Origin of the sequence: Sphingomonas sp. NIBR02145 (assembly GCF_027359115.1) — a bacterium.
GTDB lineage: Bacteria > Pseudomonadota > Alphaproteobacteria > Sphingomonadales > Sphingomonadaceae > Sphingomonas > Sphingomonas kyeonggiensis_A.
In genome coordinates this window covers 1,930,790-1,956,743 of sequence record NZ_CP114791.1, presented here as the reverse complement: position 1 = coordinate 1,956,743, position 25,954 = coordinate 1,930,790, and the positions used below count along the sequence as shown (strand labels likewise).

At 67.4% G+C, this 25,954-nt stretch carries 23 protein-coding genes; 15 read left to right on the top strand and 8 right to left on the bottom strand.

The window, feature by feature from the left end; translation table 11 throughout:
* Positions 1-38: 38 nt before the first annotated feature.
* Entirely contained in the window at positions 39-1,565 is a 1,527-nt protein-coding gene (gene adh, locus O3305_RS08645) for an aldehyde dehydrogenase (RefSeq protein WP_269576033.1), read from the bottom strand.
* A 151-nt stretch (positions 1,566-1,716) separates the two neighbouring features.
* On the bottom strand, positions 1,717-2,673 hold the full coding sequence (locus tag O3305_RS08640; protein WP_269576032.1) for a GAF domain-containing protein: 957 nt from the start codon (positions 2,671-2,673) through the stop codon (positions 1,717-1,719).
* A 256-nt stretch (positions 2,674-2,929) separates the two neighbouring features.
* Here O3305_RS08640 and O3305_RS08635 point away from each other — a divergent pair, with 256 nt between their 5' ends.
* The 8 genes from O3305_RS08635 (at position 2,930) to O3305_RS08600 (ending at position 10,428) form a co-directional block, all read left to right on the top strand.
* Positions 2,930-3,589: a hydrolase gene (locus tag O3305_RS08635; RefSeq protein WP_269576031.1), complete on the top strand. Its 660-nt coding sequence runs from the start codon at positions 2,930-2,932 to the stop codon at positions 3,587-3,589.
* Between the two features lie 82 nt (positions 3,590-3,671).
* Positions 3,672-4,508 carry an alpha/beta fold hydrolase gene (locus tag O3305_RS08630; RefSeq protein WP_269576030.1) on the top strand — a complete coding sequence of 279 codons (837 nt, stop codon included), beginning with the start codon at positions 3,672-3,674 and terminating at the stop codon, positions 4,506-4,508.
* 27 nt (positions 4,509-4,535) lie between these two features.
* A complete protein-coding gene (locus O3305_RS08625; protein ID WP_269576029.1) occupies positions 4,536-4,784 on the top strand; it encodes a DUF1427 family protein in 249 nt (82 codons plus the stop codon).
* Positions 4,781-6,709: an amidohydrolase gene (locus tag O3305_RS08620; RefSeq protein ID WP_269576028.1), complete on the top strand. Its 1,929-nt coding sequence runs from the start codon at positions 4,781-4,783 to the stop codon at positions 6,707-6,709. Before O3305_RS08625 ends, O3305_RS08620 begins: the two co-directional genes overlap by 4 nt.
* Before the next feature lie 110 nt (positions 6,710-6,819).
* The gene (locus tag O3305_RS08615; protein WP_269576027.1) at positions 6,820-7,722 is read left to right on the top strand and encodes a glyoxalase; all 903 of its coding nucleotides are present in this window, start codon (positions 6,820-6,822) and stop codon (positions 7,720-7,722) included.
* A gap of 3 nt (positions 7,723-7,725) precedes the next feature.
* A complete protein-coding gene (locus tag O3305_RS08610; protein WP_269576026.1) occupies positions 7,726-8,148 on the top strand; it encodes a DoxX family protein in 423 nt (140 codons plus the stop codon).
* 112 nt (positions 8,149-8,260) lie between these two features.
* Complete coding sequence (locus O3305_RS08605) at positions 8,261-9,598, top strand: alginate export family protein (protein WP_269576025.1); 1,338 nt, start codon at positions 8,261-8,263, stop codon at positions 9,596-9,598.
* Positions 9,599-9,729: 131 nt separating this feature from the next.
* Positions 9,730-10,428, top strand: coding sequence for a YoaK family protein (locus tag O3305_RS08600; RefSeq protein ID WP_269576024.1), 699 nt, complete (start codon positions 9,730-9,732; stop codon positions 10,426-10,428).
* A 98-nt stretch (positions 10,429-10,526) separates the two neighbouring features.
* Here the strand turns inward: O3305_RS08600 and O3305_RS08595 are convergent, their stop codons facing one another.
* Positions 10,527-11,456, bottom strand: coding sequence for a LysR family transcriptional regulator (locus O3305_RS08595; RefSeq protein WP_269576023.1), 930 nt, complete (start codon positions 11,454-11,456; stop codon positions 10,527-10,529).
* A gap of 114 nt (positions 11,457-11,570) precedes the next feature.
* On the opposite strand from O3305_RS08595, the gene O3305_RS08590 reads away from it, so the two are divergent.
* Positions 11,571-12,269, top strand: coding sequence for a pirin family protein (locus tag O3305_RS08590; protein ID WP_184168505.1), 699 nt, complete (start codon positions 11,571-11,573; stop codon positions 12,267-12,269).
* A 58-nt stretch (positions 12,270-12,327) separates the two neighbouring features.
* Here O3305_RS08590 and O3305_RS08585 read toward each other — a convergent pair whose 3' ends face one another.
* The 3 genes from O3305_RS08585 to O3305_RS08575 all read right to left on the bottom strand — a co-directional run bounded on the left by O3305_RS08585 (position 12,328) and on the right by O3305_RS08575 (position 16,220).
* On the bottom strand, positions 12,328-13,959 hold the full coding sequence (locus tag O3305_RS08585; RefSeq protein ID WP_269576022.1) for a Na+/H+ antiporter: 1,632 nt from the start codon (positions 13,957-13,959) through the stop codon (positions 12,328-12,330).
* Between the two features lie 81 nt (positions 13,960-14,040).
* Positions 14,041-14,721 carry a response regulator transcription factor gene (locus O3305_RS08580; RefSeq protein WP_269576021.1) on the bottom strand — a complete coding sequence of 227 codons (681 nt, stop codon included), beginning with the start codon at positions 14,719-14,721 and terminating at the stop codon, positions 14,041-14,043.
* On the bottom strand, positions 14,718-16,220 hold the full coding sequence (locus tag O3305_RS08575) for a sensor histidine kinase (protein ID WP_269576020.1): 1,503 nt from the start codon (positions 16,218-16,220) through the stop codon (positions 14,718-14,720). The genes O3305_RS08580 and O3305_RS08575 overlap by 4 nt, the downstream gene beginning before the upstream one ends.
* 253 nt (positions 16,221-16,473) lie before the next feature.
* Here O3305_RS08575 and pal point away from each other — a divergent pair, with 253 nt between their 5' ends.
* From pal to O3305_RS08545, 6 genes are all read left to right on the top strand, one after another.
* Positions 16,474-16,989, top strand: coding sequence for a peptidoglycan-associated lipoprotein Pal (pal, locus tag O3305_RS08570; RefSeq protein WP_269576019.1), 516 nt, complete (start codon positions 16,474-16,476; stop codon positions 16,987-16,989).
* A gap of 49 nt (positions 16,990-17,038) precedes the next feature.
* Entirely contained in the window at positions 17,039-18,313 is a 1,275-nt protein-coding gene (locus tag O3305_RS08565; protein ID WP_269576018.1) for a glycosyltransferase family 4 protein, read from the top strand.
* Positions 18,314-18,587: 274 nt separating this feature from the next.
* Positions 18,588-21,053, top strand: a complete 2,466-nt coding sequence (locus O3305_RS08560; RefSeq protein ID WP_269576017.1) for a TonB-dependent receptor plug domain-containing protein — start codon at positions 18,588-18,590, stop codon at positions 21,051-21,053.
* 13 nt (positions 21,054-21,066) lie between these two features.
* Positions 21,067-21,561, top strand: coding sequence for a nuclear transport factor 2 family protein (locus tag O3305_RS08555; protein WP_269576016.1), 495 nt, complete (start codon positions 21,067-21,069; stop codon positions 21,559-21,561).
* Between the two features lie 26 nt (positions 21,562-21,587).
* The gene (locus O3305_RS08550; protein ID WP_269576015.1) at positions 21,588-22,883 is read left to right on the top strand and encodes a dipeptidase; all 1,296 of its coding nucleotides are present in this window, start codon (positions 21,588-21,590) and stop codon (positions 22,881-22,883) included.
* Positions 22,880-24,058, top strand: coding sequence for an NAD(P)/FAD-dependent oxidoreductase (locus tag O3305_RS08545; protein ID WP_269576014.1), 1,179 nt, complete (start codon positions 22,880-22,882; stop codon positions 24,056-24,058). Before O3305_RS08550 ends, O3305_RS08545 begins: the two co-directional genes overlap by 4 nt.
* Here O3305_RS08545 and O3305_RS08540 read toward each other — a convergent pair.
* Complete coding sequence (locus tag O3305_RS08540) at positions 24,055-24,708, bottom strand: TetR/AcrR family transcriptional regulator (RefSeq protein ID WP_184168497.1); 654 nt, start codon at positions 24,706-24,708, stop codon at positions 24,055-24,057. The two genes, O3305_RS08545 and O3305_RS08540, sit on opposite strands and share 4 nt — an antisense overlap.
* A 28-nt stretch (positions 24,709-24,736) precedes the next feature.
* The gene (locus O3305_RS08535) at positions 24,737-25,954 is read right to left on the bottom strand and encodes an MFS transporter (RefSeq protein ID WP_269576013.1); all 1,218 of its coding nucleotides are present in this window, start codon (positions 25,952-25,954) and stop codon (positions 24,737-24,739) included.

Genomic DNA, 25,954 nt, shown 5'->3' with positions numbered 1-25,954 from the left:
GTGTCCTTGGGCAAGGGCGGCCGGGCGCGGGGGAACAATCAGAAGAAGCCGAGCTTCTTCGGACTGTAACTGACCAGCATGTTCTTGGTCTGCTGATAGTGATCGAGCATCATCCGGTGCGTCTCGCGCCCGATGCCGGACTGCTTGTAGCCGCCGAAAGCCGCATGGGCAGGATAGGCGTGGTAGCAGTTGGTCCACACGCGTCCGGCCTGAATCGCGCGGCCGAAGCGGTAGCAGGTGTTCGCCTCGCGGCTCCACACGCCGGCACCGAGGCCGTAGAGCGTGTCGTTGGCGATCGCGAGCGCCTCTTCCTCGTCCCTGAAGGTGGTTACCGATACGACGGGGCCGAAGATCTCCTCCTGGAAGATCCGCATCCTGTTGTGACCCTTGAACACAGTCGGCTGAACGTAATAGCCGTCCGCCAGCTCGCCGCCGAGATCGGCGGTGTTTCCGCCGATCAGCAGTTCTGCGCCTTCCTGCTTGCCGATATCGACATAGGACAGGATCTTGTCCCGCTGCTCGGACGAGGCCTGGGCGCCGATCATCGTGCCCATGTCGAGCGGATCGCCCTGGACGATCGCGGCGACGCGCTTGAGCGCGCGTTCCATGAAGCGGTCGTAGATCTTCTCATGGATCAGCGCGCGGCTGGGGCAGGTGCAGACCTCGCCCTGGTTGAGCGCGAACATGGTGAAGCCCTCGATCGCCTTGTCGAGGAAATCGTCATCCTCGCGCGCGACATCCTCGAAGAAGATGTTGGGCGACTTCCCACCCAGCTCAAGCGTGACCGGGATCAGGTTCTCGCTGGCATATTGCATGATCAGGCGGCCGGTCGTCGTCTCGCCGGTGAAGGCGATCTTCGAGATGCGCGGCGAAGTGGCGAGCGGCTTGCCGGCCTCCAGCCCGAAGCCGTTGACGATGTTGAGCACGCCCGGGGGCAGCAGGTCGCCGACCAGGTCGATCCACACCATGATCGATGCCGGGGTCTGCTCGGCGGGCTTGAGCACGATGCAGTTACCGGCGGCGAGGGCGGGGGCCATCTTCCACGCGGCCATCAGCAGCGGGAAGTTCCACGGGATGATCTGGCCGACCACGCCGAGTGGCTCGTGGAAATGATAGGCGACCATGTCATGGTCGATCTCGCCGATCGTGCCTTCCTGCGCGCGGATCACCCCGGCGAAATAGCGGAAATGATCGATGGCGAGGGGGATGTCGGCGGCAGTCGTCTCGCGCAGCGGCTTGCCATTGTCCCAGGTCTCGGCCGTGGCGAGCAGCTCGAGATTCTCCTCCATCCGATCGGCGATGCGATTGAGGATGCGGGCACGCTCGGCAACCGAGGTGCGACCCCAGGCGTCCTTCGCCTTGTGCGCGGCGTCGAGTGCGGCATCGACATCCTCGGCCTGTGAACGTGCGATCTGGCCGACCACCTGGCCGTTGATCGGGGAGATGTTGTCGAAATAGCGCCCGGCCTTGGGGGCGAGCCAGGTGCCGCCGATGAAATTGTCGTAGCGGGGAGCGAAAGGCGCCTTGAGACGGGTTCCCGGGCGATCCTGAACGATGGCATCCATGTGCCTGATCCTCTTCCTTGCGGTTACGGGCGCCACTTGGTCTGGCGTCTGTCCGTGATCCTAAATCGGGGATCGCCGGGGCAGGAAGGGGCCGGGAAACGCGGCCCGGGCCATGTGTCTCGCTATCGAGACAGGTGGCGGCGGAAAAGGATCAGAGCTTCAATCCGGCGCGTCCCATGCGCCGGTAGAGCGTCGCACGGCCGATGCCGAGCAGGCGTGCGGCCTGGCTGGCATTGCCGCCGGCCCGGGCCAGCGCCTGGCGCAGCACGGCGCGATCGGCATCCTCGAAAGAAGGCGAGGATTGCTCGCCGAGCAGCTGGTCGAGTGCCTGGGGCGCGGCGAGGGCGGTGTCGTCCATGCCGAAGCGCAGGCGGGCGGCGCGGCTGGCGCCGATCACCAGGTCATCGCGGTCCACCGCCAGCAGCGCCGTGCCGGTCACTGCGTCGTCGGAGAGGAAGACGATCCGGCTGCCTTCGAAATAGCGGCAGAAATAGTCGCGCTCGATCTTGCGGGCGGCGTCGCGGACCAGCGCCGCGACCATCTCGGCCATGGCGGGGCCATGATCGTCCCGGCAGCTCGACACGTCGAGCGCCGCGACGAGGCGCCCCTGCGGATCATGGACCGGCGCGTCCATGCAGCTGATGTCGACATTGCGGCTGGCGAAATGCTGGTCGCGGTGGATGATCACCGGCTTTCCCTCGAACAGGCAGGTGCCGATGCCGTTGGTGCCTTCCTCCGCCTCGCCCCAGCGCGCGCCCTCGACCAGACCGACCGAGGTGAAGCCCTCCGCATCACCGTCGCCGGCGCGGCGATCGAGGATCACACCGCGTGCGTCGCTGAGGATCACTGCGCAGCCCGAGCGGCCGACCGAGCGGAACATATGATCGAGGACGGGGCCGGCGACGGCGAGCATCACCTCGTGCTCGGCACGCAAGGCACGCAGCGAAGTACCGTCGAATCGCTCGCGGGCGCCCCCTGCATCCGGATCGAGGCCGTGGTTGAGCACCGAGCGGCACCAGGACGCGGCGATCGCGGAAACCCCGGCGCGGCTGGGCGACCGGACTGCCTCGAAAACGGCTTCGCCATGACGGGCGCCTGCCTGCTTCATACGCGACTCTCCTGCCAGCGAGGGTCGCAGCAAAGCCCGGGGCGAGTCAACGCAAGCAAGTCCCCGAACCTGCGGAATTAGGCATTTCTCACTCGCATGGGGGCGGTGGCTCACTCCCCCGGGTGTGGGCAGCTTTTCGATTTAGTGGAACAGTTGGAACGATCTTATCCGGCTGCATCGCAGTTCTTCGGCCGCCTAGACCCTGTGCATCCGGAACGCTCCGGGCCGCCGACACTACCAAAAGAGGGAAATCACCATGACCATCACCGCCACCCCGACCCCCGGCAAGACCCTGCTGAACCCGACCGATCACGCGCTCGTGCTGATCGATTTCCAGTCGCAGATGGCCTTCGCCACCAAGTCGATCGCCCCGGAGCTGCTGCGCAACAATGCCGCGCTGGTCGCCAATGCCGCCGCCGGCTTCAACGTCCCCACCATCCTCACCACCGTCGCCGAGAAGAGCTTCTCGGGTCCGATGTTCAGCGAAGTCACCGATCCGTTCCCGGGCCAGAAGCTGCTCGACCGCACGTCGATGAACACCTGGGAAGACGCCGCCGTGATCGACGAGGTCAACCGCATCGGCAAGCAGCGGCTGGTGTTCGCAGGGCTCTGGACCTCGGTCTGCATCGTTGGCCCCGTTCTTTCGGCGATCGACCAGGGCTTCGAGACCTATGTCATCACCGACGCCAGCGGCGACATCTCGGAGGAAGCGCATGAGCGTGCGGTCGCCCGGATGATCCAGGCCGGTGCCCGCCCGATCACCTCGCTCCAGTACCTTCTCGAGCTGCAGCGCGACTGGGCGCGGACCGAGACCTACGACATGACCACCGGCATCGCCCGCAAGCTGGGCGGCGCCTACGGCATCGGCATCACCTACGCCAAGACCATGTTCGGCGCTTCCGAAGGCGGTCACTGATCCCCGCGCGGCCGGGCCGTGCCCCCCTGGCCCGGCCGCACCCCAGCCTTTCCCAATCCCACGAAATCCCAAGGAAATTCCCATGAGCACCATCACCACCCAGGACGGCACCGAGATCTTCTTCAAGGACTGGGGGGCCAAGGACGCCCAGCCGATCATGTTCCACCACGGTTGGCCGCTGTCTTCGGACGACTGGGACGCGCAGATGCTGTTCTTCCTGTCCAAGGGGTTCCGCGTGATCGCGCATGACCGCCGCGGGCATGGCCGTTCCGCTCAGGTGGGCAGCGGCCATGACATGGCCCACTACGCCGCCGATGCCGCCGCGGTCGCCGAGCATCTCGACCTGCGCAACGCCGTCCATATCGGCCACTCGACCGGCGGTGCCGAAGTCGCGGCCTATGTCGCCCGCCATGGCCAGCCCGCGGGCCGCGTCGCTAAGGCCATCCTCGTCAGCGCCGTGCCGCCGATCATGCTCAAGACCGAGCGCTATCCGAACGGCCTACCGATCGAGGTGTTCGACGGCTTCCGCGCAGGCGTCGCCGCCAACCGCGCCCAGTTCTTCCGCGATGTCGCATCCGGCCCATTCTACGGCTTCAACCGCCCCGGCGCGGACGTGAAGCCCGGTGTGATCGACAACTGGTGGCGCCAGGGCATGATGGGCAGCGCGCAGGCCCATTATGAAGGCATCAAGGCCTTCTCCGAGACCGACCAGACCGACGACCTCAAGGCGATCACCGTGCCGACGCTGGTGCTGCACGGCGAGGACGACCAGGTCGTACCGTACAAGAATGCCGGCGTGCTCCAGGCCGAGATCCTGCCGAACGCGACGCTGAAGACTTATCCGGGCTTCTCGCACGGCATGCTGACGGTCAATGCCGACGTGCTGAACGCCGACATCCTCGCCTTCATCCAGGCCTGATCCCCAAAAGTCGGAAGGACGAACCCCATGAAAGCCTATCTTCTCTCGCTGGGTGCCGGTCTGCTGGTCGGCGTCGTGTACAGCCTGCTTGGGGTTCGTTCTCCCGCCCCGCCGGTGATCGCCCTGCTCGGGCTGGCGGGGATCCTGCTTGGCGAGCAGCTGGTGCCGATCGCCAAGCGCATCCTGGATCGCAAGGAAGTGGTCGCCTTCGTCACCAGCGACTGCGCCGATCATGTCCTTGGCCGGCTGCCGGCCAACCGAAAGGACGAGGCGTGATCTCCCGCCGCCAGGCGCTTGTCGGCGCCGCCGCCTCCACCGCCCTGCTGCCCATTTCCGAGAGTTTCGCCATGACCCCGCCCCAAGACCTGATCCTCGTCAACGCCAAGGTGACCACGCTCGATCGCGAGAACCCGGTCGCCGATGCCGTCGCCATCCGAGACGGCAAGTTCCTCGCGGTCGGCACCGAGGGGGAGGTTCGCGCCGCCGCCGCGCCGAATGCCCAGGTGATCGACGCCAGGGGACGGCGCCTGATCCCGGGCCTGATCGACAGCCATATCCACGTGATCCGCGGCGGGCTGAACTATAATATGGAGCTGCGCTGGGAAGGCGTGCCGACGCTGGCCGACGCGATGGCGATGCTGAAGAAGCAGGCCGAGAACACGCCGCCGCCGCAATGGGTGCGCGTGGTCGGGGGCTTTACCGAGCACCAGTTCGCCGAGAAGCGCCTGCCGACGCTCGACGAGATCAACGCCGCGGCGCCCGAGACGCCGGTCTTCATCCTCCACCTCTATGATCGTGCGCTGCTCAACGCCGCGGCGCTGAGGGCGGTGGGCTATGACAAGAACACCCCGAACCCGCCGGGCGGCGAGATCCTGCGCGATGCGCAGGGCAACCCGACCGGCCTGCTGCTCGCCCAGCCCAACGCCACGATCCTTTATGCGACTTTGGCCAAGGGGCCGAAGCTGCCGCCCGAATATCAGCTCAACAGCACCAAGCATTTCATGCGCGAGCTCAATTCGCTCGGCGTGACCAGCGTGATCGACGCGGGCGGCGGCTCGCAGAATTATCCGGACGATTATGAGATCGTCGAGAAGCTCCACAAGGATGGCGAGCTGACGCTGCGTATCGCCTATAACCTGTTCACCCAGAAGCCGAAGGAAGAGCTGAAGGACTTTGCCAGCTGGTCGACCCAGATCAAGCCGGGCGACGGCGACGACAGCTATCGCCACAATGGCGCGGGCGAGATGCTGGTCTATTCGGCGGCGGACTTCGAGGATTTCCGTGTCGCCCGGCCGGACATGCCGCCCGAGATGGAAGGCGATCTCGAGCCGGTGATCCGCCTGCTCGCCGAGCGCCGCTGGCCGTGGCGGATGCACGCCACCTATGACCAGACGATCAGCCGCGCCCTCGACGTGTTCGAGAAGGTCAATCGCGACATTCCGCTCAAGGGCCTCAACTGGTTCTTCGACCATGCCGAGACGATCAGCGAGCGCAACATTGATCGCATCGCGGCACTCGGCGGCGGCATCGCCGTGCAGCACCGCATGGCCTTCCAGGGCGAGTATTTCGTCGAGCGCTACGGTGCCAAGGCGGCCGAAGCGACGCCGCCGATCCGCCGGATGCTCGATGCCGGCGTGCCGGTGGGGGCGGGGACCGACGCCACCCGCGTCGCCAGCTACAATCCCTGGGTGTCGCTGAGCTGGCTGGTCACCTCGAAGACTGTCGGCGGCATGGCGCTCTACCCGGTGCGCAACCGGCTCGACCGCGAGACCGCACTGCGGCTGTGGACCGAGCGGAATACCTGGTTCTCGAACGAGGTCGGCAAGAAGGGGCAGATCAAGGCGGGCCAGCTCGCCGATCTCGCCTTGCTCTCGGACGACTATTTCCATGTCGCCGAGGATGACATCGCGCATCTCCGCTCGGTGCTGACCGTGCTGGGTGGCAAGGTGGTCTATGGCGAGGGCGATTTCGCGCCGCTCGGCCCCAAGGCGCCCAAGGCGATGCCCGACTGGTCGCCGGTCGCGACCTTCGGTGGCCATTATCGCCGTGACGACGCGAAGAAGCTCGCCGCTGCGTGCGCCTGCCACTCGGCCTGCGGGGTGCATGGCCATGATCATGCTGCCGCGCTCGGCGCCAAGGTGCCGGCCGCCGATGTCCAGAGCTTCTGGGGCGCGCTCGGCTGCGGGTGCTGGGCGGTCTGATCCTTCCAAAAAGTCGAACGGTCCCGATGATTTTATTCGGATCGTTCGACTTTCAGGCGGCGCCTAAACCCGTCCGCAGAGGCAGTGCATATCCCATCGGAGTAGCTGAAATGACCCGCCACACCTTCCTGCTTGCGACCGCGCTAGTCGTGCTTTCCCCCGCCGTTTCCTTCGCCCAGCAGGCGCCCAAGGCCCGCGCCGATCACGCGATCGGGCCGGAATATGATTCGACCCATGTCTATGTCGCGCCGGAGGATTTCGATCGCTTCGTTACCAGCGTGACTGCGACCTTCGGTGGCACCACCACCAAGAAGGGCGTGTTCCAGGTCACGCCGACAGCGAGCCAGACCAACTCGCAGCTGGTGCTGACGCCCGTCGGCATCCTCTCGGTGTTCGGCTTCGTCACTCCGGTGCCCTATCCGTTCGGGGACGAGCGGACTGGCTATCTGGTCGATAATATCGATGCGGCGGTGACCTCCGCTCTTAGCCATGGCGCGAGCCGGCTGGTCACCAGCTTCCCCGATCCGATTGGCCGCGATGTGGTCGTGCAATGGCCGGGCGGGGTGAACATGCAGCTCTACTGGCACACCACCAAGCCCCATTATGCGCCGCTGGCAACGGTGCCCGAGAACCGCGTCTACCTTACCGCGGACTCGGCGAACGCTTTCCTTAAGAGCTGGACCGGCTATGCCCATGCCAAGATCGTCTCTGACGACAAGGCGGCGCCGGGCGTCGAGATCGGCCAGCCGGGCAAGACCTATCGCCGCGTCCGCCTGACTTCGGGCTATGGCAAGATGACGGCGCTGGTGTCGGACGGGCAGCTGCCCTGGCCTTATGGCCGCGAGCTGACCGGCTATGAGGTATCGAGCCTCACCGTGACGCTCGACAAGGCCAAGGCGGCGGGTGTCGAGACTTTGGTGCCGGCGCACCGCGAGGGCGACCGCGATGCCGCGATCGTCCGCTTCCCCGGCGGCTATATCGCCGAGATCCACGCTCCCGTGGCGAAGAACTGAGCGATGGACACGCCCCGCTTCGTGGATGCCGTGCTCGACTGGCGTCCGACCTGGTTCCTTGCCCGGCTGGCGCTCAGCGGCGCCTATCTGCTCGGCGGGGTGGTCAAGCTGACCGACTGGCACGGCGCCGTCGCCGAGCAGGCGCATTTCGGCATGCAGCCCGCGGCGCTCTGGGCGGCGCTGACCATCGCGGTCGAGCTGATCGGCCCGGTGCTGATCCTGAGCGGGCGGCTGGTCTGGCTGGGCGCGGGGATGCTGGGCGTGTTCACTTTCTTCGCCGCGATCACCGCCAACGCCTTCTGGACGATGGCGCCGGGGAGCGCCGAGCGGTTCGGCGCGACCAATGCGTTCTTCGAGCATCTCGGGCTGATCGGCGGCTTCGTGCTGGTGGCGCTGGTCGCCGAGTGGGAGCGGCGGCGTGGGTAGGCTTGGGGTTGCTTTTTTCAGTTCCCCGGCGAAAGCCGGGGCCCAGGGTTTCTCTTCCGGCTCGCTCGCTACCCTGGGCCCCGGCCTTCGCCGGGCAGCAGCTACGCTCCTGTTGCCGGCCCTCTTCCTCACCACCATCCCCGCCGCCGCTCAGGATCACGAACCCTGGCAAGCCCCAACCCTCAGCATCACGCGCTATGACGAGGACTGGTCCGACCTGAGCGACGCGGAGAAGCGCGCACATCACTGGACCGGGCCGCTCAAGTACATCCCGCTCGGCGAAGACGCCTGGCTCTCCACCGGCATCGAACTGCGTGCCCGCAACGAGAACTACCACGACAATCTCTGGGGCGGGGCCGATGCGCCGGACGACGGCTATCTGTGGCTGCGCGCCATGCCCTATGCCGATCTCCATGTCGGCCGGGTGCGCGCCTTCGTCCAGCCGATTGCCGCCTATGCGGCAGGCGTGGCACCGGCAGCGGGGCCGGTCGACCAGACCCGGGTGGACCTGCTCCAGGGGTTCGGCGAAGTCGATCTCGGCCCGGTGACCTTGCGCGCCGGGCGCCAGATGCTGTCGCTCGGCACCGAGCGGCTCATCGGCACCCGCTATGGCCCCAATGTCCCGCTCGCCTTTGACGGGGCGCGGGCGGATGTGGCGATCGGCAAGGCGAAGGTCAGCCTGTTTGCGGTGCGCCCGGTCCAGCCGCGACCGGGGACGTTCGACGACCGGACTTCGGATACCAGGACGCTATGGGGCGCGTACGGCGTGCTGCCGGGGATCGACCTCTATTATCTCGGCTATCGCAACGACGTCGCGCGCTTCGGCGGAGTGGCCGGACGCGAGACGCGGCACAGCTTCGGGCTGCGCTCGCACGGGACGCGCGGTGACTGGCACTGGAATGTCGAGGGTGTCGCCCAGTTCGGCAGCTTCGGGCGCGAGCGTATCGCGGCCTGGACGCTGGGCACCGAAGTCGGCCGCAGCTTTCCCGTCGCGCCGCTGGCGCCCGATGCGACACTGCGCTTCAATATTGTCAGCGGCGACGGCAAGCCCGGTAACGGCACGCTCGGCACCTTCAATGCGCTGTTTCCCAAGGGGAAATATTTCGGCGAGCTGTCGCCGGTCGGGCCGACCAACATCGTCAGCCTCAATCCCCGGGTCAGCGCCACACTGGCCAGGGACATCTCCGCCAGCCTCGCCGCCATGGCCTATTGGCGATACAGCCGCACCGACGGGGTCTATGACATCCCCGGCAATCTGATCCGCGCGGCGGGGAACAGCCGTGCCCGCTTCATCGGCAAGGAAGCCGAGGCGACGATCGCCTGGCAGGCGACGGCCGAGCTCGAGCTGTCCGCTTCGCTCTCCGCCTTCGTACCCGGCGCCTTCATCCGCGAGACGGGACCGGCGAAGACGATCGCCATGCTGGGGCTGGAGGCCAATTTCCGGTTCTGACCTTTCGAAAATATCGAATGATAGGGCTGATTTTATTCGGATGTTTGCGAGATCGGGGGCGCCCTAGGACCCAATCGTTCCCCGGCGAAAGCCAGATCAAACAGCCAGATTAGAAAAAGGGAGTTCCCGTCATGTCCGCCGCCAAATCCTCGACCCCGCTCCCCTGGCTGTTGCTGCTGCTCTCGGTCACTACCGGCCTGGTGGACGCGATCAGCGTGCTCGGGCTGGGCAAGGTGTTCACCGCCAACATGACCGGCAACATCGTCTTTCTCGGTTTCGCCGCCGCCGGTACGCCGGGCTTCCGGGTGGCGCCGTTCGTCGCCGCGATCGCGGCCTTCCTGCTCGGAGCGCTGATTGCGGGGCGGATCGGCAAGCATCATGCGGGACGACCGCTGCACCATTGGCTGATCGTCGCGGCGCTGGTCGAGGCGGCGCTGCTGTGGATCGCTGCCGGCGTTTCGATCGGCTTCGACATTCCCAGCCAGTCGCCGACCGCCAGCGTGTTCGCGATCATCGCGCTCACGGGCGTAGCGATGGGCTTCCGCAACGCGACGATCCGCCAGCTCAAGGTGCCCGACCTGACGACGACGGTGCTGACGCTGACGCTCACCGGCCTGGCGGCGGACTCGCACTTCGCCGGCGGCAGCAACCCCAACTGGGCGCGGCGGATTGGCGGCGTCCTGGCGATCTTCCTCGGCGCGATGCTGGGCGCGGTGCTGGTCAACCGCTACGGGCTCACCCCGCCGCTGATCCTTGCCGGCGCGATGGTGCTGGTCGGCACCGCCGCCTGCGCGCTGCACCCGGCAGCGCGGGAGCCGCTGGCAAAGTAACGCCTTCCCGCTCCCCGGCGAAAGCCGGGGCCCGGGGTAACAGAGCGATACGGTAGAGAAACCCTGGGCCCCGGCTTCCGCCGGGTAGCAGCTAAATTCTAGACATCCGTCATCCCCGCCAGCTCCGCATCATGCGCGCCGAGCTGGACGAACTGGTCGAGCAGCCACGCCGCCGCCGGCCCCGGCGGGGTGTCGCGGCGCCAGATGCCCGAGAAGCGATAGGTGCCGCCGACATGGTCGGGCATCCCCAGCCGGATCAGCGTGCCCGCCACCAGGTCGGCCTCGATCATCGGCAGCGGCATGTTGCCCCAGCCGATGCCCTCGCGCAGCAGCGCGTGCTTCGCTCCCAGATCGGCCAGCCGCCAGGTCTTGGGGCTGGTGACCGAAAAGTCCTGCCCCTCGGTGAAGCGCGAACGGTCGGTCAGCACGAGCTGGGTATAGTCGCGCCCGGCGCCCGGCGGGATCACTTCCATCCGTCCGAGCGGGTGATCGGGCGCAGCCACCGGCACCATCGGCACCGATCCCGCGGTCATGCTCTCGATCCCCTCGACGCCGGACGAGAGCGGCCCCGAAATGCCGATCACCGCTTCGTGATCGAGCACCATCGCCGTGATCGCGCCGAGCGCCTCGACATGCAGGCGCAGCTGCACCGTGGGATATTCGCGGGCAAAGGCGCGCAGCACTTTGCCGAGCCGCTCGGCCGGCAGCATCACATCCACCGCCAGGCTCACTTCCGCCTCCAGCCCGTCGAGCAGCCCCTTCACCTTGGCGCGCAGCCCGTCCATGCCGTGCGCGATGCTGCGCGCCTCGGCGAGCAGGGCGCGGCCGGCGACGGTGAGCTGCGGCTTGCGCGTGCCTTCGCGCTCGAACAGCAGGATGCCGAGCTGTGCCTCGAGATTGGCGATGCCGTAGCTGATGACCGAAACCGCCCGGTTGAGCTTGCGCCCGGCGCCCGCGAAGCTGCCGGTATCGACGATCGTCAGGAAGATGCGCAGCTGGTCATAGGTCGGCGTGCCCGGCGTATTCACTATTCAACTTCCTCGAACGTTTCGAAGGATTTTATCCCTCTGATCAATAAAGCGGGCAAGTCCTAAATCCAGTCTCACAAGGGGCGGCCAGCGCTACCCCACAGGAGATGCAAGATGATCGAACTTCGCCCTTACGACAGCCTCGGCGGCGCCAATCACGGCTGGCTCGACGCCAAGCACCATTTCTCGTTCGCCGGCTATCATGATCCCGCCCGCATGCACTGGGGCAACCTGCGCGTGTGGAACGACGACACGATCGCGCCGCAGACCGGCTTCCCGCCGCATCCGCACCGCGACATGGAGATCATCACCTATGTCCGCGAGGGCGCGATCACCCACCAGGACAATCTGGGCAACAAGGGCCGCACCGAGGCGGGCGACGTCCAGGTGATGAGCGCCGGCACCGGGATCCGCCACTCGGAATACAACCTCGAAGACGTGACCACCCGGATCTTCCAGATCTGGATCGTGCCGACCCGTGACGGCGAAGCGCCGAGCTGGGGCGCCAAGCCCTTCCCCAAGGGCGATCGCTCGGGCCATTTCGTCACGCTCGCATCGGGCTATGAGAACGACAATGACGCCCTGCCGATCCGCACCGATGCGCGAGTGATCGGCGCCACGCTCAAGGCCGGCGAGACCGCCGAATATGCGCTGGGCGCGGACCGAAAGGCCTATCTCGTCCCCGCTACCGGCGCGATCGAGATCGACGGCGTCCGGGTCAACGCCCGGGACGGCGCCGCGATCAGCGACCTTGCCGTGCTCAAGGTCACCGCGATCGAGGACAGCGAGATCGTGATGGTCGACGCTGCCTGAACGACCAGCTGAACGAAGGGCGCGCGGTGTTCCGGCACCGCGCGCCTTTTCGCGTGCCTCACCCGCGGTGGCGGGCCTCGGCGAGGTCGAGTTCGCGGGTGAGCTTGCGGGCGATCTCGCTGCCGATCGCACGCCCCCTGGCAAGCTCCAGCAGCTGAGCGCGCTCGGCCTGGATGCCGACCAGGCGCAATTCGCTGGCCAGCCGTTCCTGCAGGCGCAGCTCGTCGGCGCCGCCGTCGCTCAGCCCGTCGATCCGCTCCTGGTAGAAGTCCATCACCCGGGCGCCGGCCGCCGCATAAAGGCCGGGATCGTCATGCGCCTCGCCCTGTTCATGCTGGTGCCGCTCGACCGCGCGGATCGCCGCTTCCGCCGTGGCGACGCGCGCGGAATCCTCTTCCGCCTGGCGGGAGGGCTCGGGTGGCAGCTTCAGGTCCTTGAGCAGGATCGGCAGCCCGACGCTGGCGAGGACCAGCGACACGATGATCACGCCGGCGGCAAGGAAGATCGCCAGGTCGCGCGCAGGGAAGGGCGTGCCGTCGCGCAGCGCGAGCGGCAGGGTGAGCACACCGGCCAGGGTGATCGCGCCACGCACGCCGGCGAAGGAAGTCGCCGCGACCAGTCGCCAGTTCGGGCTCTGCATCTCGGCGGTGCCCTCGCGCTTGCGCAGGATGGTCAGGCGCAGCGACGTCCACACCCAGGCGAAGCGCAGCGCGGCGAGGCCGGCGACGATCGCCACGACATAGATGCCTAGCCACCAGGGCGAATGGTGCCCGGTCAGCAGCACGGTTTCCTTGGCGCCGGCGACGATGCCGGGCAGCTGCTCGCCGAGCAGCACGAAGATCACGCCGTTCAGGGTGAACTGCAGCGTGTCCCACACCGAGTTGCGGCGCATGCGGGTGACGGCCATCGCCTGACGGGAGATCTCGGCGAAGGTCATCGTCACGCCCGCCGCCACCGCGGCAAGGATGCCCGATGCGTGGAAATGCTCGGCCAGCAGGTACGAGCCGAAGGGGATCAACAGGCTGACCAGGATCTGCGAGCCGGTATCCTCGCCCCAGCGCCGGGTCACCCAGGTCTTGGCAGCCGAGACCGCCAGGGTGACGAGCACGCCGATCGCCAGACCGCCGCCGGCGACCCAGAGGAAGGTGAGCGCCGCTTCGCCTGCCGAGAAGCTGCCGGTCAGCGCGGCGGCCACGGCGAAGCGCAGGCAGACCAGGCCCGATGCGTCGTTGAGCAGCGATTCGCCTTCGAGGATGTGCATCATGCGCTTCGGGATCGGCACGCGCGCGGCGATCGCCGAAACCGCGATCGGATCGGTCGGCGAGACCACGGCGGCAAGCGCGAAGGCAACGGCGAGCGGCATCGCCGGGATCATCCAGTTGATCAGCAGCCCCATGCCGATCACGGTGAGCAGCACCAGCCCGAGCGCGAGCTCGACCACGGTCGACAGATCCTTGAACAGCTCGTCCTTGGGGATGCGCCAGCCGTCGAGGAACAGGAGCGGCGGCAGGAACAGGAAGAGGAACAGTTCGGGATCCAGCACGACCCGGTGCGAGGTGGACAGCCCGATCACCGCGCCGAGCAGGATCTGCACCAGCGGCACCGGGACGCCGAAGGGCAGCATCCGGGCGAACGCGCCGCTGACCACCACGGCAAGCAGCAGGAACAGGATGATCGATACGGTTTCCAAGGCTTTGTCCCGTTTCTGGCGCCGCCGGATCGCGGCTGCCCTGTTGAATGTCCGGACCCCGCTGCGAGGTTCCGTTATGGATCAGTTGGCGCTGGCGAGGCGGTAGCCGACGCCCGGCTCGGTCACCAGCAAGCGGGGATCGCTCGGGTCTTCCTCGATCTTCTGGCGAAGCAGGCCGATATAGACGCGCAGATACTGGCTGTCGGCGCCGTCGCTGCCCCAGCCGACGGCGAGCAGCCTTTTGTGGGTAACCACCTGGCCTGCACTCAGCGCCAGCGTGCGCAGCAGGTCATATTCCTTGGGGGAAAGCTTCACCGCATCACCGGCCAGCGACACCCGCCGCGTCTGGAAATCGATTTCCAGTGGGCCGCTGCGATAGGTGCTGGGGGCGTTCTCCAGGCTGGAGCTGCGCCGGATCGCCGCGCGGATGCGGGCCATCAGCTCACCGATCTCGAAGGGCTTGTTCACATAGTCGTCGGCGCCATTGTCGAGGGCGGCGATCTTCTCGCCTTCCTGGTGGCGGGCGGAGATGACGATGATCGGCACGGCACTGGTCGCGCGAAGCGCGCGGATCACGTCCTTGCCGTCGATATCGGGCAGGCCGAGGTCGAGCAGCACGACTTCGGGCTTGATGTCCTCGGCCATGCGCAGCGCCGCCGCGCCGCCCGATGCGGTGGCGACGCTATAGCCCTCGGCGCCGAGTACCGGTTTCAGCACCGCGATCAGCGCGGGTTCGTCATCGACGAGGAGGATGTTGGTCATGCTTGGGCTGCCTCGGCGAGCGGGAGACGAATGGTGATGCGGGTGCCCCGGCCGTCCAGGCCGGGAAGCGTGGCTTCGATCGTGCCGCCCAGCGCTTCGACAAAGCCCTTGGCGATGGCGAGCCCGAGGCCGTTGCCGCGCCCGGCCGCCTCGCTGCGGCCCGCACGATAGAAACGCTCGAACACGCGGCGCAGTGCCGCCTCGGGAATGCCCTGGCCGCTGTCGGCGATGTCGATCCGGCAGGCGCCCTGCTCGGCGGTGATGGCGATCTCCACCCGGGCATCGTCGTCGCTGTAGAGGATCGCATTGTCGAGGATGTTGATAAGCACCAGCTCGAACAGGGCGGCATTGGCGGCGACGAGCAGATCGGGGGCGGGGGCCTGGAGCGACATCTGCCGCCCGCCGGCGCGCGGGCGGACCCGGTGGAGCGCGGCGGCGGCCATCTCGGCAGCGCCCAGGATCTGCAGCGGCTGCGCGACACCCCCCGCTTCCAGCCGGCTCATCTCGAGCAGGTTGGCGGTGTAGCGATTTAGCCGCTCGCATTCCTCGACAATCCCCCGCAACAGCCCCGCCGAGGTCTCGGGATCGAATCTCTCGCCATAGGCGATCAGGCTCGATGCCGAGGCGCTGATCGCGGTGAGCGGGGTGCGGAAATCATGGCTCACCGAAGCGAGCAACGCGGTCTTGAGCTGTTCGGCGCGCGCGACCGCCTGGCGCTCGGTGATCTGCTCGGACAGGGCGGCGCGTTCGAGCGCGAGCGTGACCAGATTGGCGACCGCATCGATGAAGGCCGGCGTGATCTTTCCCGGACGCAGCGGCTCGATCACCAGCACGGCATCGGAAGCGTTGGCGGGCTTGAGCAGCCTGCCCAACAACGTGCCTTCACCCTGGGGCTCGGCGCGGGCCGCGATTCGTTCGGCGAATGCATGCCAGTCGGCCTCGGCCGGCGCCGCGGCAAGGCTGCGCAGTTCTCCGTCCTCGAAGCGGAACAGGGCGGCACGCGCGCCAAGGATGTCATGGACGGCGCGCTCCACCGTGGCGACGACGTCGGGCAGGCGGATCGCGGACTGGAGCTGGCGGCTCAGCGCCAGCAGGCTGTGGAGCTGCAGGTTGCTCGATCGCGCCGCCTGGGCATGATCCTTGAGCTGGCCGGCCAGCACGCCGGAGACTAAAGCGCACAGGTTGAAGACGATCAGCGGTGCAAGATCGCCCCCGGTCGCGATCCGAAAGGTGAGGGCGGGCTCGGTGAGGTAGAAATTGTAGATCAGGAATGCGGCGAGCGCGGCGATGAGCGCCGATGCCAGACCGCTCAGCGCACCCGCAACGGTGATGCCGAGCACGAATACCAGCGCCGAAGCGACTTCACCCAGTGGATAGACGGTAAAGGCGATGACGGCCGAAAGCGCGAGCACGATCGCGGTGCGCAGCATGTCGTCGCGGTCCAGGTGCAGACGCGCGAGAAGCAGGCGGGCGATCGCGTTCGGGCGTCGGGACGTCATCAAGCTCGTTGCGTTGCCTCTGGCTGGTCCGGGCGGCGGGCTTGGCCGGGGACGACCTTGCTGCCCGCCGCCGCGGTGGGAACACGCGCCTCTTTTGGGGGGAGGCCTGCGAGAGGGGAATGCAGAAAAGCGCGCTCTCGACGAAAAGGGCTATGGCGCCTGTGCATGCGGGTCCATGCATAAAAAACCTATAGTAACGCCTACCGCCAAAGCCTCTCTAGGGATGTTTCCGAAACATTTCCTGGGAGAGGGTATGCGTAAGGAACTGATGCTGGCGGTGATGATCGGTGCGGTGGCGCTTGGCGGCTGCACCAAGCGGCAGGCGCCGGGCAATGCCTCCGACGTCACCGGCGGTGGCACCGGTGGCGAGGGCTATGCCGAGAATGGCGAGGATCCGGCTCTGGCTCGTCTCCAGGCCGATCTGGCAGCAACCGCGGGGGACCGCGTGTTCTTCACCTTCGACGCCTATACGTTGTCGCCGGAAGCGCGCGCCACGCTCACCCGCCAAGCGCAGTGGCTGCGCCAGCATCCGCGCGTCGCCTTCCTGGTCGAGGGGCATGCCGACGAGCGCGGCACGCGCGAATATAACCTCGCGCTGGGGGATCGCCGGGCGCGGGCCGCAGCCGAGTTCCTGACCATGCAGGGCATCGCACCGGCGCGGATCACGACCATCTCCTATGGCAAGGAGCGGCCCGAGGCGCTGGGTTCCGACGAGGCCTCGCACGCGCAGAACCGCCGCGCCGTGTCAGTCGTCATTCAGCTTCCGTAACGAATAGTGCGTGCGAGGCAGCATCGCCTCGCGCATGATCTGCATTGCCATGAAGATTTCGCCCGCCGAATTTCCCCGTGCCGACGTCTCCGCCCGCAGGCCGGGCCCGCCGCCACAGGTCCGCCCGATCGGAGCGCCCGATCTGGCAGCGCCCGCGCGTACCGACCGCCCCGCCGATGACGGTGCACCGGCGAAGCGGATGCGGGTCGCGCTGTTCTCGGGCAACTATAACTGCGTACGGGACGGAGCCAATCGGGCGCTCAATCGCCTTGTCGACCACCTGCTCGATCGTGGCGCCGAGGTGCGGGTCTATTCCCCGACCATAGCGGAGCCCGCCTTCGCGCCGGCGGGGGACCTGGTGTCGGTGCCGTCGGTGCCGATACCCGGGCGCAGCGAGTTCCGCATCGCGCTGGGTGTGCCGCGATCGGTGCGCGCCGATATCGAGCGTTTCGCGCCCAACATCATCCATGTCTCCGCGCCGGACCTGCTCGGCAGGGGCGCCCAGAAGCTGGCGCGTCGGCTTGATGTGCCGGTGGTGGCCAGCCTGCACACCCGGTTCGAAACCTATTTCGACTATTACGGGCTGGGCGCGCTGCGAGGGCTGGGCGAATGGCACCTGCGGCGCTTCTACCAGGCGAGCGACCGGGTGCTGGCACCTAATGCCGCCTCGGCCGACAGCCTGGTGGCAATGGGTGTGGCGCGCGAGGATATCGCGATCTGGGGGCGGGGCATCGACCCCGCCGCATTCTCGCCCATGCTGCGCGACCTGGGTTGGCGCCGCGCGCTGGGCTACCGCGACGACGAGATCGTCCCGCTGTTCTTCGGCCGGCTGGTGATCGAGAAGGGCATCGCCGTATTCGCGGACACGATCCGGCTGCTGCGCGAGCGCGGCTATCCGCTGCGCCCGCTGATCGTCGGCACCGGCCCAGCCGAGGCGCGGTTCCGCACCTTGCTGCCCGACGCAGTCTTCACGGGTCATCTCGACGGCAAGGCGCTGGGCCGCGCGGTGGCGAGCGCGGACGTCCTGATCAACCCAAGCACGACCGAGGCCTTTGGCAACGTCAATCTCGAGGCGATGGCCTCCGGCCTTGCGGTGGTCAGCGCCGATGTCGGGAGCGCCCAGGCACTGATCGCGCCGGGACGATCCGGCATGCTCACACCGGCCTCGGCACCGGAACTGGCCGAAGCGGCAGAGCAGCTGATCGAGCGGCCTGACCTGCGCTTCTCGCTCGCCCGCGAGGCGCATGTCGCGGCGAGTGGGTATCGCTGGCCGGGCATATTGGACCAGGTCCTCCAGTCCTATTCCGGGCTGATCGCGCGCTGACAAAGGCAGCCAAGCCCTGGGTTTGCTTGCGAAATTTAATTACCGATAGCTCCCCTAAGTGGACATAAAGGGTAACTATCTCGCCAATTCCCACCATTTCGGTAGGTTTTTAGCCGTAAGCAAAACAAAGGTGGGTTGCGCGTTTCTGCAATGATTCCCGGAAGGGATGATAATTCCATGCGATGAAGCTTTTTAACTGGCTTCACGAACGGGAAGTTGTGCTGAAATAATGTGGGTCAACCCGCCTGATGTCCATCAGGGGGATAGCATAGTCATGCGTTATAAGAACTATGGTGCTCCAGCGGCGAGCGCTGGTATCGGCAGGATTGACCTTCGATTGTTCGGTGGCGTTGCCGCCGCTGCGATAGCGGCGCCTCTCGCGCTGATCGCCCCCGCCCAGGCGCAATCCGGCGCGACCGGAGACGAGCAGGACGCCATCGTTGTGGTCGGCTCGCGCAGCGGCAACAAGGCGCTGGAAAGCTCCGCTCCGGTCCAGCTCGTCAGCGGCGAGGATCTGCAGGCAACTGGCGCCCGCACCCTGTCCGAAGCGCTGCAGCGCCTCGTGCCCTCCTTCAATTTCCCCACATCGGTACCGTCTTCGAATGCGGCCAGCTTCGTGAAGGGCGTGTCGCTGCGTGGCCTGGCGGCGGACGAGACGCTGGTGCTGATCAACGGCAAGCGCCGCCACGCGACCGCCCAGCTCAACGCCGGCAGCGGTGTTGCCAAGGGCGCGCAGACGGTCGACCTCAACAGCATCCCGCTGAGCGCGATCGAGCGCGTCGAGGTGCTGCTCGACGGCGCCTCGGCCCAATATGGTTCGGATGCGATCGCGGGCGTGGTCAACATCGTGCTCAAGAAGCAGGCCGGGCACGGCAATCTCGCGGTCCAGTACGGCGTCAACGACAAGGGCGACGGCGAGACCAAGAGCATCGAGGGTTCGATAGGCGCGAAGCTGCCGGGCGACGGCTCGGTCACCCTGGCGTTCGACGTCTGGGACATCGGCCGTACGCGGCTTTCGGGCCGGGACAACCGGACGATGTACTTCGCCGGAGATCCGCGCGAAGCGAGCTTCCCCAACCGCAACTGGTTCTATGGCAGCGGCGCCACCAAGCGGGAGAACCTGCTGCTCAACGCCGAGAGCACCGTCGGCGGCGTGACGCTTTACCTCACCGGAAGCTATGGCTGGCGCAAGGATGAGGGCTTTGGCAATCTCCGCCAGCCCAATGCGGACCAGACGGTTCGCGCGCTTTTCCCGGATGGTTTCCAGCCCTTCCTGCGCGTCCATTCGCGCGACGCCTCGATCGGCGGCGGTGCGCGCTGGTCGGGCAAGGCCGGCGACTTCGACCTGGGGGCGAACTATGGCCGCAACCGGGTGGAGAGCCTGGTCTACAACACCAACAATGCCAGCCTCGGCACGGCCAGTCCGACATCGTTCAACACCGGCGACCTGCTCAACGAGCAGGCCAATGTCACCTTCGACTGGAAGCGTCCGTTCGAGACCGGCTTGCTGCGCGGGCCGCTTAATGTCGCGGCGGGCCTCGCCTATCGCCATGAGGCCTATCAGGTGTTCCAGGGCGATTATGGTTCCTGGGCCAATGGCGGCGTGCCGATCCTCGACGGCCCCAATGCCGGCAAGGTGGCGACGCCGGCTTCGCAGGGCTTTGGCGGCTTCTCGCCCGACGATGCCGGACGCACCACCCGCGACGTGGTCGGCGGCTATCTCGAGCTCGAGACCGAACTTGCCAAGGGCCTGCGCGTCACCGCGTCCGGCCGCGTCGAGCATTATTCGGACTTCGGCACGACCGCGAACGCACGCCTGGCGCTGCGCTATGAAGTGACGCCGAAGCTTGCCTGGCGGGGCAGCGCCGGCACCGGCTACCGCGCGCCGTCGCTCGGCCAGTCGGCCTATTCGCGCACGATCCCGAACATCACCAATGGCGTGCTGGCGACCAACAAGCTGGCGCGGGTGGACAGCGCGGTTGCCCGGGCGCTCGGCGCGACGCCGCTCAAGCCGGAAAAGGCAACCAACCTTTCGACCGGCCTGGTCTGGACGCCGAGCGGCGACCTGTCGGTGACGGTGGATTTCTACCAGACGACGATCGACGATCGCATCGCCTTGTCCGAGACGCTAACCGGCACGCTGGTCCGCCAGGTGCTGACCGGTGCCGGCTTCCCGACCTATTCGGGCGCGCAATATTTCACCAATGCCGTCGACACCCGGACCCGCGGCATCGATGCGACCGCGCGCTATCGCTGGCGGCTGGGCCAGGACCAGCGGCTCGACCTGAGCGCGGGCTTCAACCTGAGCGACACCAGGATCACCCATATCAAGGCAACTCCGGCGGTGCTGGCCGGCAGCGGCCTGTCGCTTATCGGGCATGAGGCGCGCGGGCTGATCGAGGAATGGAACCCCGATACGTTCGTCCGCCTGGCCGCCGACTACACCAATGGCGGCTTCGACGCGCACCTCTCGGGCACACGCTACGGCATCTATTGGGCGCGCAACGCCGTGGTCGCCTATGACCAGCGCTTCGGGCCGCAGGAAGTGGTGAACTTCTCGGCCGGCTATCGCCTGTTCGCCAATGCGCGTGTCTCGGCCGGCATCAACAACCTGCTCGACAGCCGTCCTGATCAGGTGCTCCCGGCCGCCCGCAATCCCGTGGTCGCGCTCTATTCCGGCCTGTCGCCCGAGGGTGGCGCCGGCCGCACCTATTTCGCTCGCCTCGACCTGTCCTTCTAAGGAGCCAGTCCCCATGAAATCCCGATATCTTAGCGCGCTGCTGATCGCCGCGGCCGGCCTTTCCGGTGCCGTCAGCCTGTCGTCCATGCCCGTCTTCGCGCAGGAGCATGCGGCGGTCGAGGAGCGAGGCCCCGCCGCGACCCGCACTGCCGTGATCGCTGCGATCGATGCCTATCGCACGGCGGTGGTGAAGGCTGACCGCTCGGGACTGGACGCCGCCTTCCATCCCGACCTTTCCTATGGCCACACCGATGGTGCGGTACTCGGCAAGAATGAGCAGATCGACCGGACGCTGGCGCCCGGCAAGCGCTTCACCGCAGTCGACATCGCCGATGCCAGCGTCCGCAGCTACGGCAATGTCGCCTATGTCACCGCCAGCTGGACCTTCCACCTGAGCAAGGACGACGGCACCACCAGCACCGCACGGCTTTCGGGCCTCGACGTGTGGACCAAGGGATCGCGCGGCTGGCAGCTCATCGCCCGCCAGCTGACCCGCCCCGCGCAATAATCCCCCTTTTCCAAGCGAGACATTCCATGGCCCGATTTGCCCTTCGTTCGAAACTGCTCCTGCTGCTAGCAGGCGCTGCGCTGCCCTTCGCCGGCGCGCATGCCCAGAGCTTCACGCCGGAACAGCTCCAGACGGCGACCGCGCTGCAGGAGCGCATCCCCAATCTCGACAACCATCTCGATATTCCGTTCGACTTCGGCACCGGCGCGCATGACCCCGGCCAGGACGGGCCCGACCAGTTCGACTTCGTCAAGGCGAAGCGCGGCCGGTTGAAGGGCGCAGTGCTGGCGATCTTCGTGCCGCAGAACGCGCGCACCCCCGCCGGCTATGCCGAAGCCGCGGCCAAGGGGCAGCAGAAGCTGGATGCGATCCAAGCCGTGGTCCGCCGTTATCCGCAGCAAACCGAGATCGCGCGTTCGCCCGAGGAGCTGCAGGCGATCGAAGGCTCGGGCCGTGTCGCGATCATCCTGTCGATCCTCAACGGCAATCTGATCGGCAAGGACCTGAGCCAGCTCGACGCATGGCACGCCAAGGGCGTGTCGATCTTCGGCTTCACCCATGCCGGCAACAACGACCTGGCGGATTCCGCCCGGCCCAATCTGCTGCGCGGCGACAAGCTGAACGAGCATGGTGGGCTGTCGCCACTGGGCCGTGAGGCGGTGGCGCGGCTCAACGATCTCGGCGTGGTGATCGATGTGTCGCAGATCACCGCCCAGGGCGTCCGCCAGGTGCTCGAGCTGAGTCGCGCGCCGGTGATCGCTTCGCATTCCAACGCGCGTGCGGTGATCGACCATCCGCGCAACCTCGACGACGCGACGCTGCAGGCGATCGCGAGCAAGGGCGGCGTGGTCGCGATCAACGCGTACAGCTCCTGGGTGAAGGCCTTCCCGCCGGAAGCGCTGGCCAAACTCAACGAGATCCGCCGCCGTTACGGCATTCCCCAGGACAAGACTCCGGCGGGCATCCAGCCGCTTTCGGACAAGGGCGTGAAGGTGCTCCCGCCCGAGGTCTTCGCGAAGTACAGCGAGGAATTCCACGAAATCACCGGCAGCCCGGACTATCGCGCGTCGCTCAAGGATTATGTCGACCAGATCGACTATGTCGTGAAGAAGATCGGCATCGACCATGTCGGCATCTCGTCCGACTTCAACCATGGCGGCGGGGTGATCGGCTGGAATGATGTCGGCGAGTCCGTCAACATCACCGCCGAGCTGCAACGTCGCGGCTATAGCGAGGGTGATATCGCCAAGCTGTGGGGCGGAAACTTCCTGCGCGTCTGGGGCCAGGTGCAGGCGCTCGCCAAGCCGAAGGCCGGTCAGTGAGGATCGACCGCCGCGCCACGTTGGGGCTGCTGGCAGCCGCCCCGCTGCTTCCCGGGGCGGTACGCGCTCGTCCGGTTGCACCCGGCAGCCGCACCGCGATCGTGATTGGTGCAGGGATCGTGGGTGCCGCGATCGCCTATGAACTGGCCAAGCACGGTGTGGCGGTCACCATCCTTGAGAAGTTCAAGCCCGCGGCGGGTGCGACGGGCGATTCCTTCGCCTATCTCAACGCCTCGACCAAGACCGGCTCGCGGCCCTATTTCCAGCTGAACTGGCTGGGCATGGCCGGCTGGCGGATCTGGCAGCAGGAGGCCGGCCCCGCGCTCCCCCTGCAATGGGGCGGCGCCACTTATTGGCGCGACAGCGAGGTCGAGGCGGCCAGGCTGGGGGCCAGCCTCAGGATCGCGCAGGCATGGGGCTATGCCGGGCGCAGTGTGGATGCGGGAGCGCTCAAGACCCTGCTGCCGGGGCTCGGCATCGGCCCGGTCTCGGCGGCGGCCTTCTTCCCGGAGGAAGGGGCGGTGGATCCCGCCGGCGCGGTGGCCGCATTGCTCGAGCGTGCGCGGAAACTCGGTGCGAAATTGCGGGCGCCGGTCGAAGTGCGCTCGCTGCTCGTCCGCGACGGCAAGGTTGCCGGCGTGCAGACGGCGGATGGCGTGATCGAAGCCGATACCGTGGTGCTCGCGGCGGGCCTGGGCAGCGAGGCGCTGGCCGGTCAGGCGGGCATAGGGCTGCCGCTCACCGCCTCGCCGGGCGTGCTGCTCCACACCCGTCCGCAAAGGCCGGTGCTCGATCGAGTGGTCTTCGCGCCGCGCAGTACCTTCAAGCAGATGCCGGACGGCCGCTTCGTCGCCAGCATCAGCGGGCATGAGGGCGGCGCACCGGAAGGGGCAGGGGTGGAAGCCTTCGGACAGGCAATCCAGCGCGCGGCGGCCACCTATCTGCCGGGCATCGCAAATGCCGGGATCGAGCGCGTCAGCGTCGGCCAGCGCGTGGTGCCGGCGGATTCCTTCCCCGTTATCGGGTTCGCGCCGAAGCTGGGCGGGCTCTACGTCGCCGTCACCCATAGCGGCGTCACGCTCGCGCCCGCATTGGGGCGGCTGGCGGCGCAGGAGATCGTGGATGGCGTAACCGCCGAACCGCTGGCCGCCTTCCGGCCGGATCGCTTCGCTTAGCCGGCGCTCCCCGCGGCGCTGCCCCAGCTGGTGAAGGCCGACCGGAGCATCTCCGCCGTCTCCGCGAGCAGCAGCTCCTCGGGCACGTCCTGCTCGCTGTGCAGCAGCTCGCCGGTGACATAGCCGAACTCGACCGCGATCCGCATCCGCCGCCAGATCGCCTCGCGCGGAATTGCCGGCAGCAGCGGCGCGAAGGCGTCGGCCAGCTTGTCCGCGACGAAACGGTGGGACTCGATGCGGATATGCTCGAGGCGCGGTGTCGCGTGGAGCGCGCGCTCGACCCAGACCCCGCCGGGCTCGTTCTGGGTCACCAGCGCGGTTTCGCGCAGCAGATCCCCGGCATGCGCGGCCGCTACCTCGATCCCGCGATGGGCATAGCGCTCGATCCAGTCCGCGAGCACGGCGTTCTGGCGTTCCATCAGCCGCATGCCCAGTGCTTCCACCACGGCGAACTTGTCGTCGAAATAGCGATAGAAGGTCGGCGGGGTCATGCCCGCGCGCTGGGCTATCATGTTGGTCGAGATGCGCTCGATGCCCACTTCGGCGAGCAGCTCGGCGGTCACTTCCAGCAGCGTCTCGCGCGTCTGCAGCGCCCGGGCCTGCTTCGGCTCAACGGTGGAGGAGGGCCGGGAGATATTCAGCTTCGCCATCGGGGGCGCTCTACGCGATCGGGCGGCGTCATCCAACCGCCCGTATCCGCAGCACCGTAGCCGCCGCGACCAGCGCCAGCAGCGCGCCCGCGCCATAGAGCGCGCCATAGCCGGCAAAGGCGATCAGCGCGGCCGCCAGTGCCGGGGCGGCGACCTGGGGCAGGGCATTGGCGATGTTGAAGATGCCGAGATCGCGCGCCGATTCCGTCGCCTCGGGGATAACTTCGGTGACGATGGCGACGTCCACCGCCGAATAGAGGCCGAAGCCGATCCCGGCGAAGGCAACCCCGGTGATGACCAGTCCCCAGGCCGGCTGCACCGCGAGCAGGGTCATGCCGATCGCCATCGAAGTCGATGCCGCGAGCACGAACGGCTTACGCCGCGCGATCCTGTCCGAGGCGAGGCCCGCCGGCACCAGCACGATCACCATGGCGGCGATGTGGAGCGCAGTGAGCAGCAGCACGTCGCCATCGGGCGCGGGGCGATGGATCGCGTCGCCGAGATAGTAGAGCAGATAGAGCAGGGCGAGGGCGGAGATCAGGTTGAAGCAGAAGCGGGTCAGCCAGGCCCAGACCATGTCGGCGGTGCCGGCGGGCGGGTGCGCCGTCGCTGTCGGTGGGGCGGGCAGGGGTGTCGGGCCGGGATCCTCGATCAGCAGGAAAGGCAGGGCGCAGACTAGCAGCAGGGCGGCGCAGCTGCGATAGCCGGCGCCAAGGTCGGGCGCGGTAGCATGGGCAAGCGCAACGCCGCCGACGATCCCCAGCGCCTGGGCGAAGGCGAACCAGGCGCCGGCCGCACCCCGCTCCGCCACCGGCACACGGTCGGCGATGGTCGCGACCAAAGCGGTCATCATCGCATTGAGCGATGCCTGGACCAGGCACCAGCCGAGCGTCAGCATCGCGACGCTTTGCGCGCCGGACAGGAGCAACAGGCTCCCCGCGCCGGCCAGCGCGCCCAGCGCCACCCAGGGACGGCGGCGGCCGAAGCGCGAACGGGTGCGGTCCGACAGCGCGCCGAATATCGGGTTGGTCAGCATCGCCGCCGCGCCCCCGGCGGCGCTGACCATGCCGAGCACGGCGACCTTGCCGTCCGGCGCCAGCAGGCTCGAATGCTGGGCGAGCAGCAGTTCGATCGGGCCGAACAGCGCGGCCCATAGCCCGGCATTGGCCAGCGACAGTGCGGCGAGCCCGGCAGCGGAAAGGGGATCGCTCCGCGGCGCCGGCGAGGCGGAGGCGATCCCGGTCAT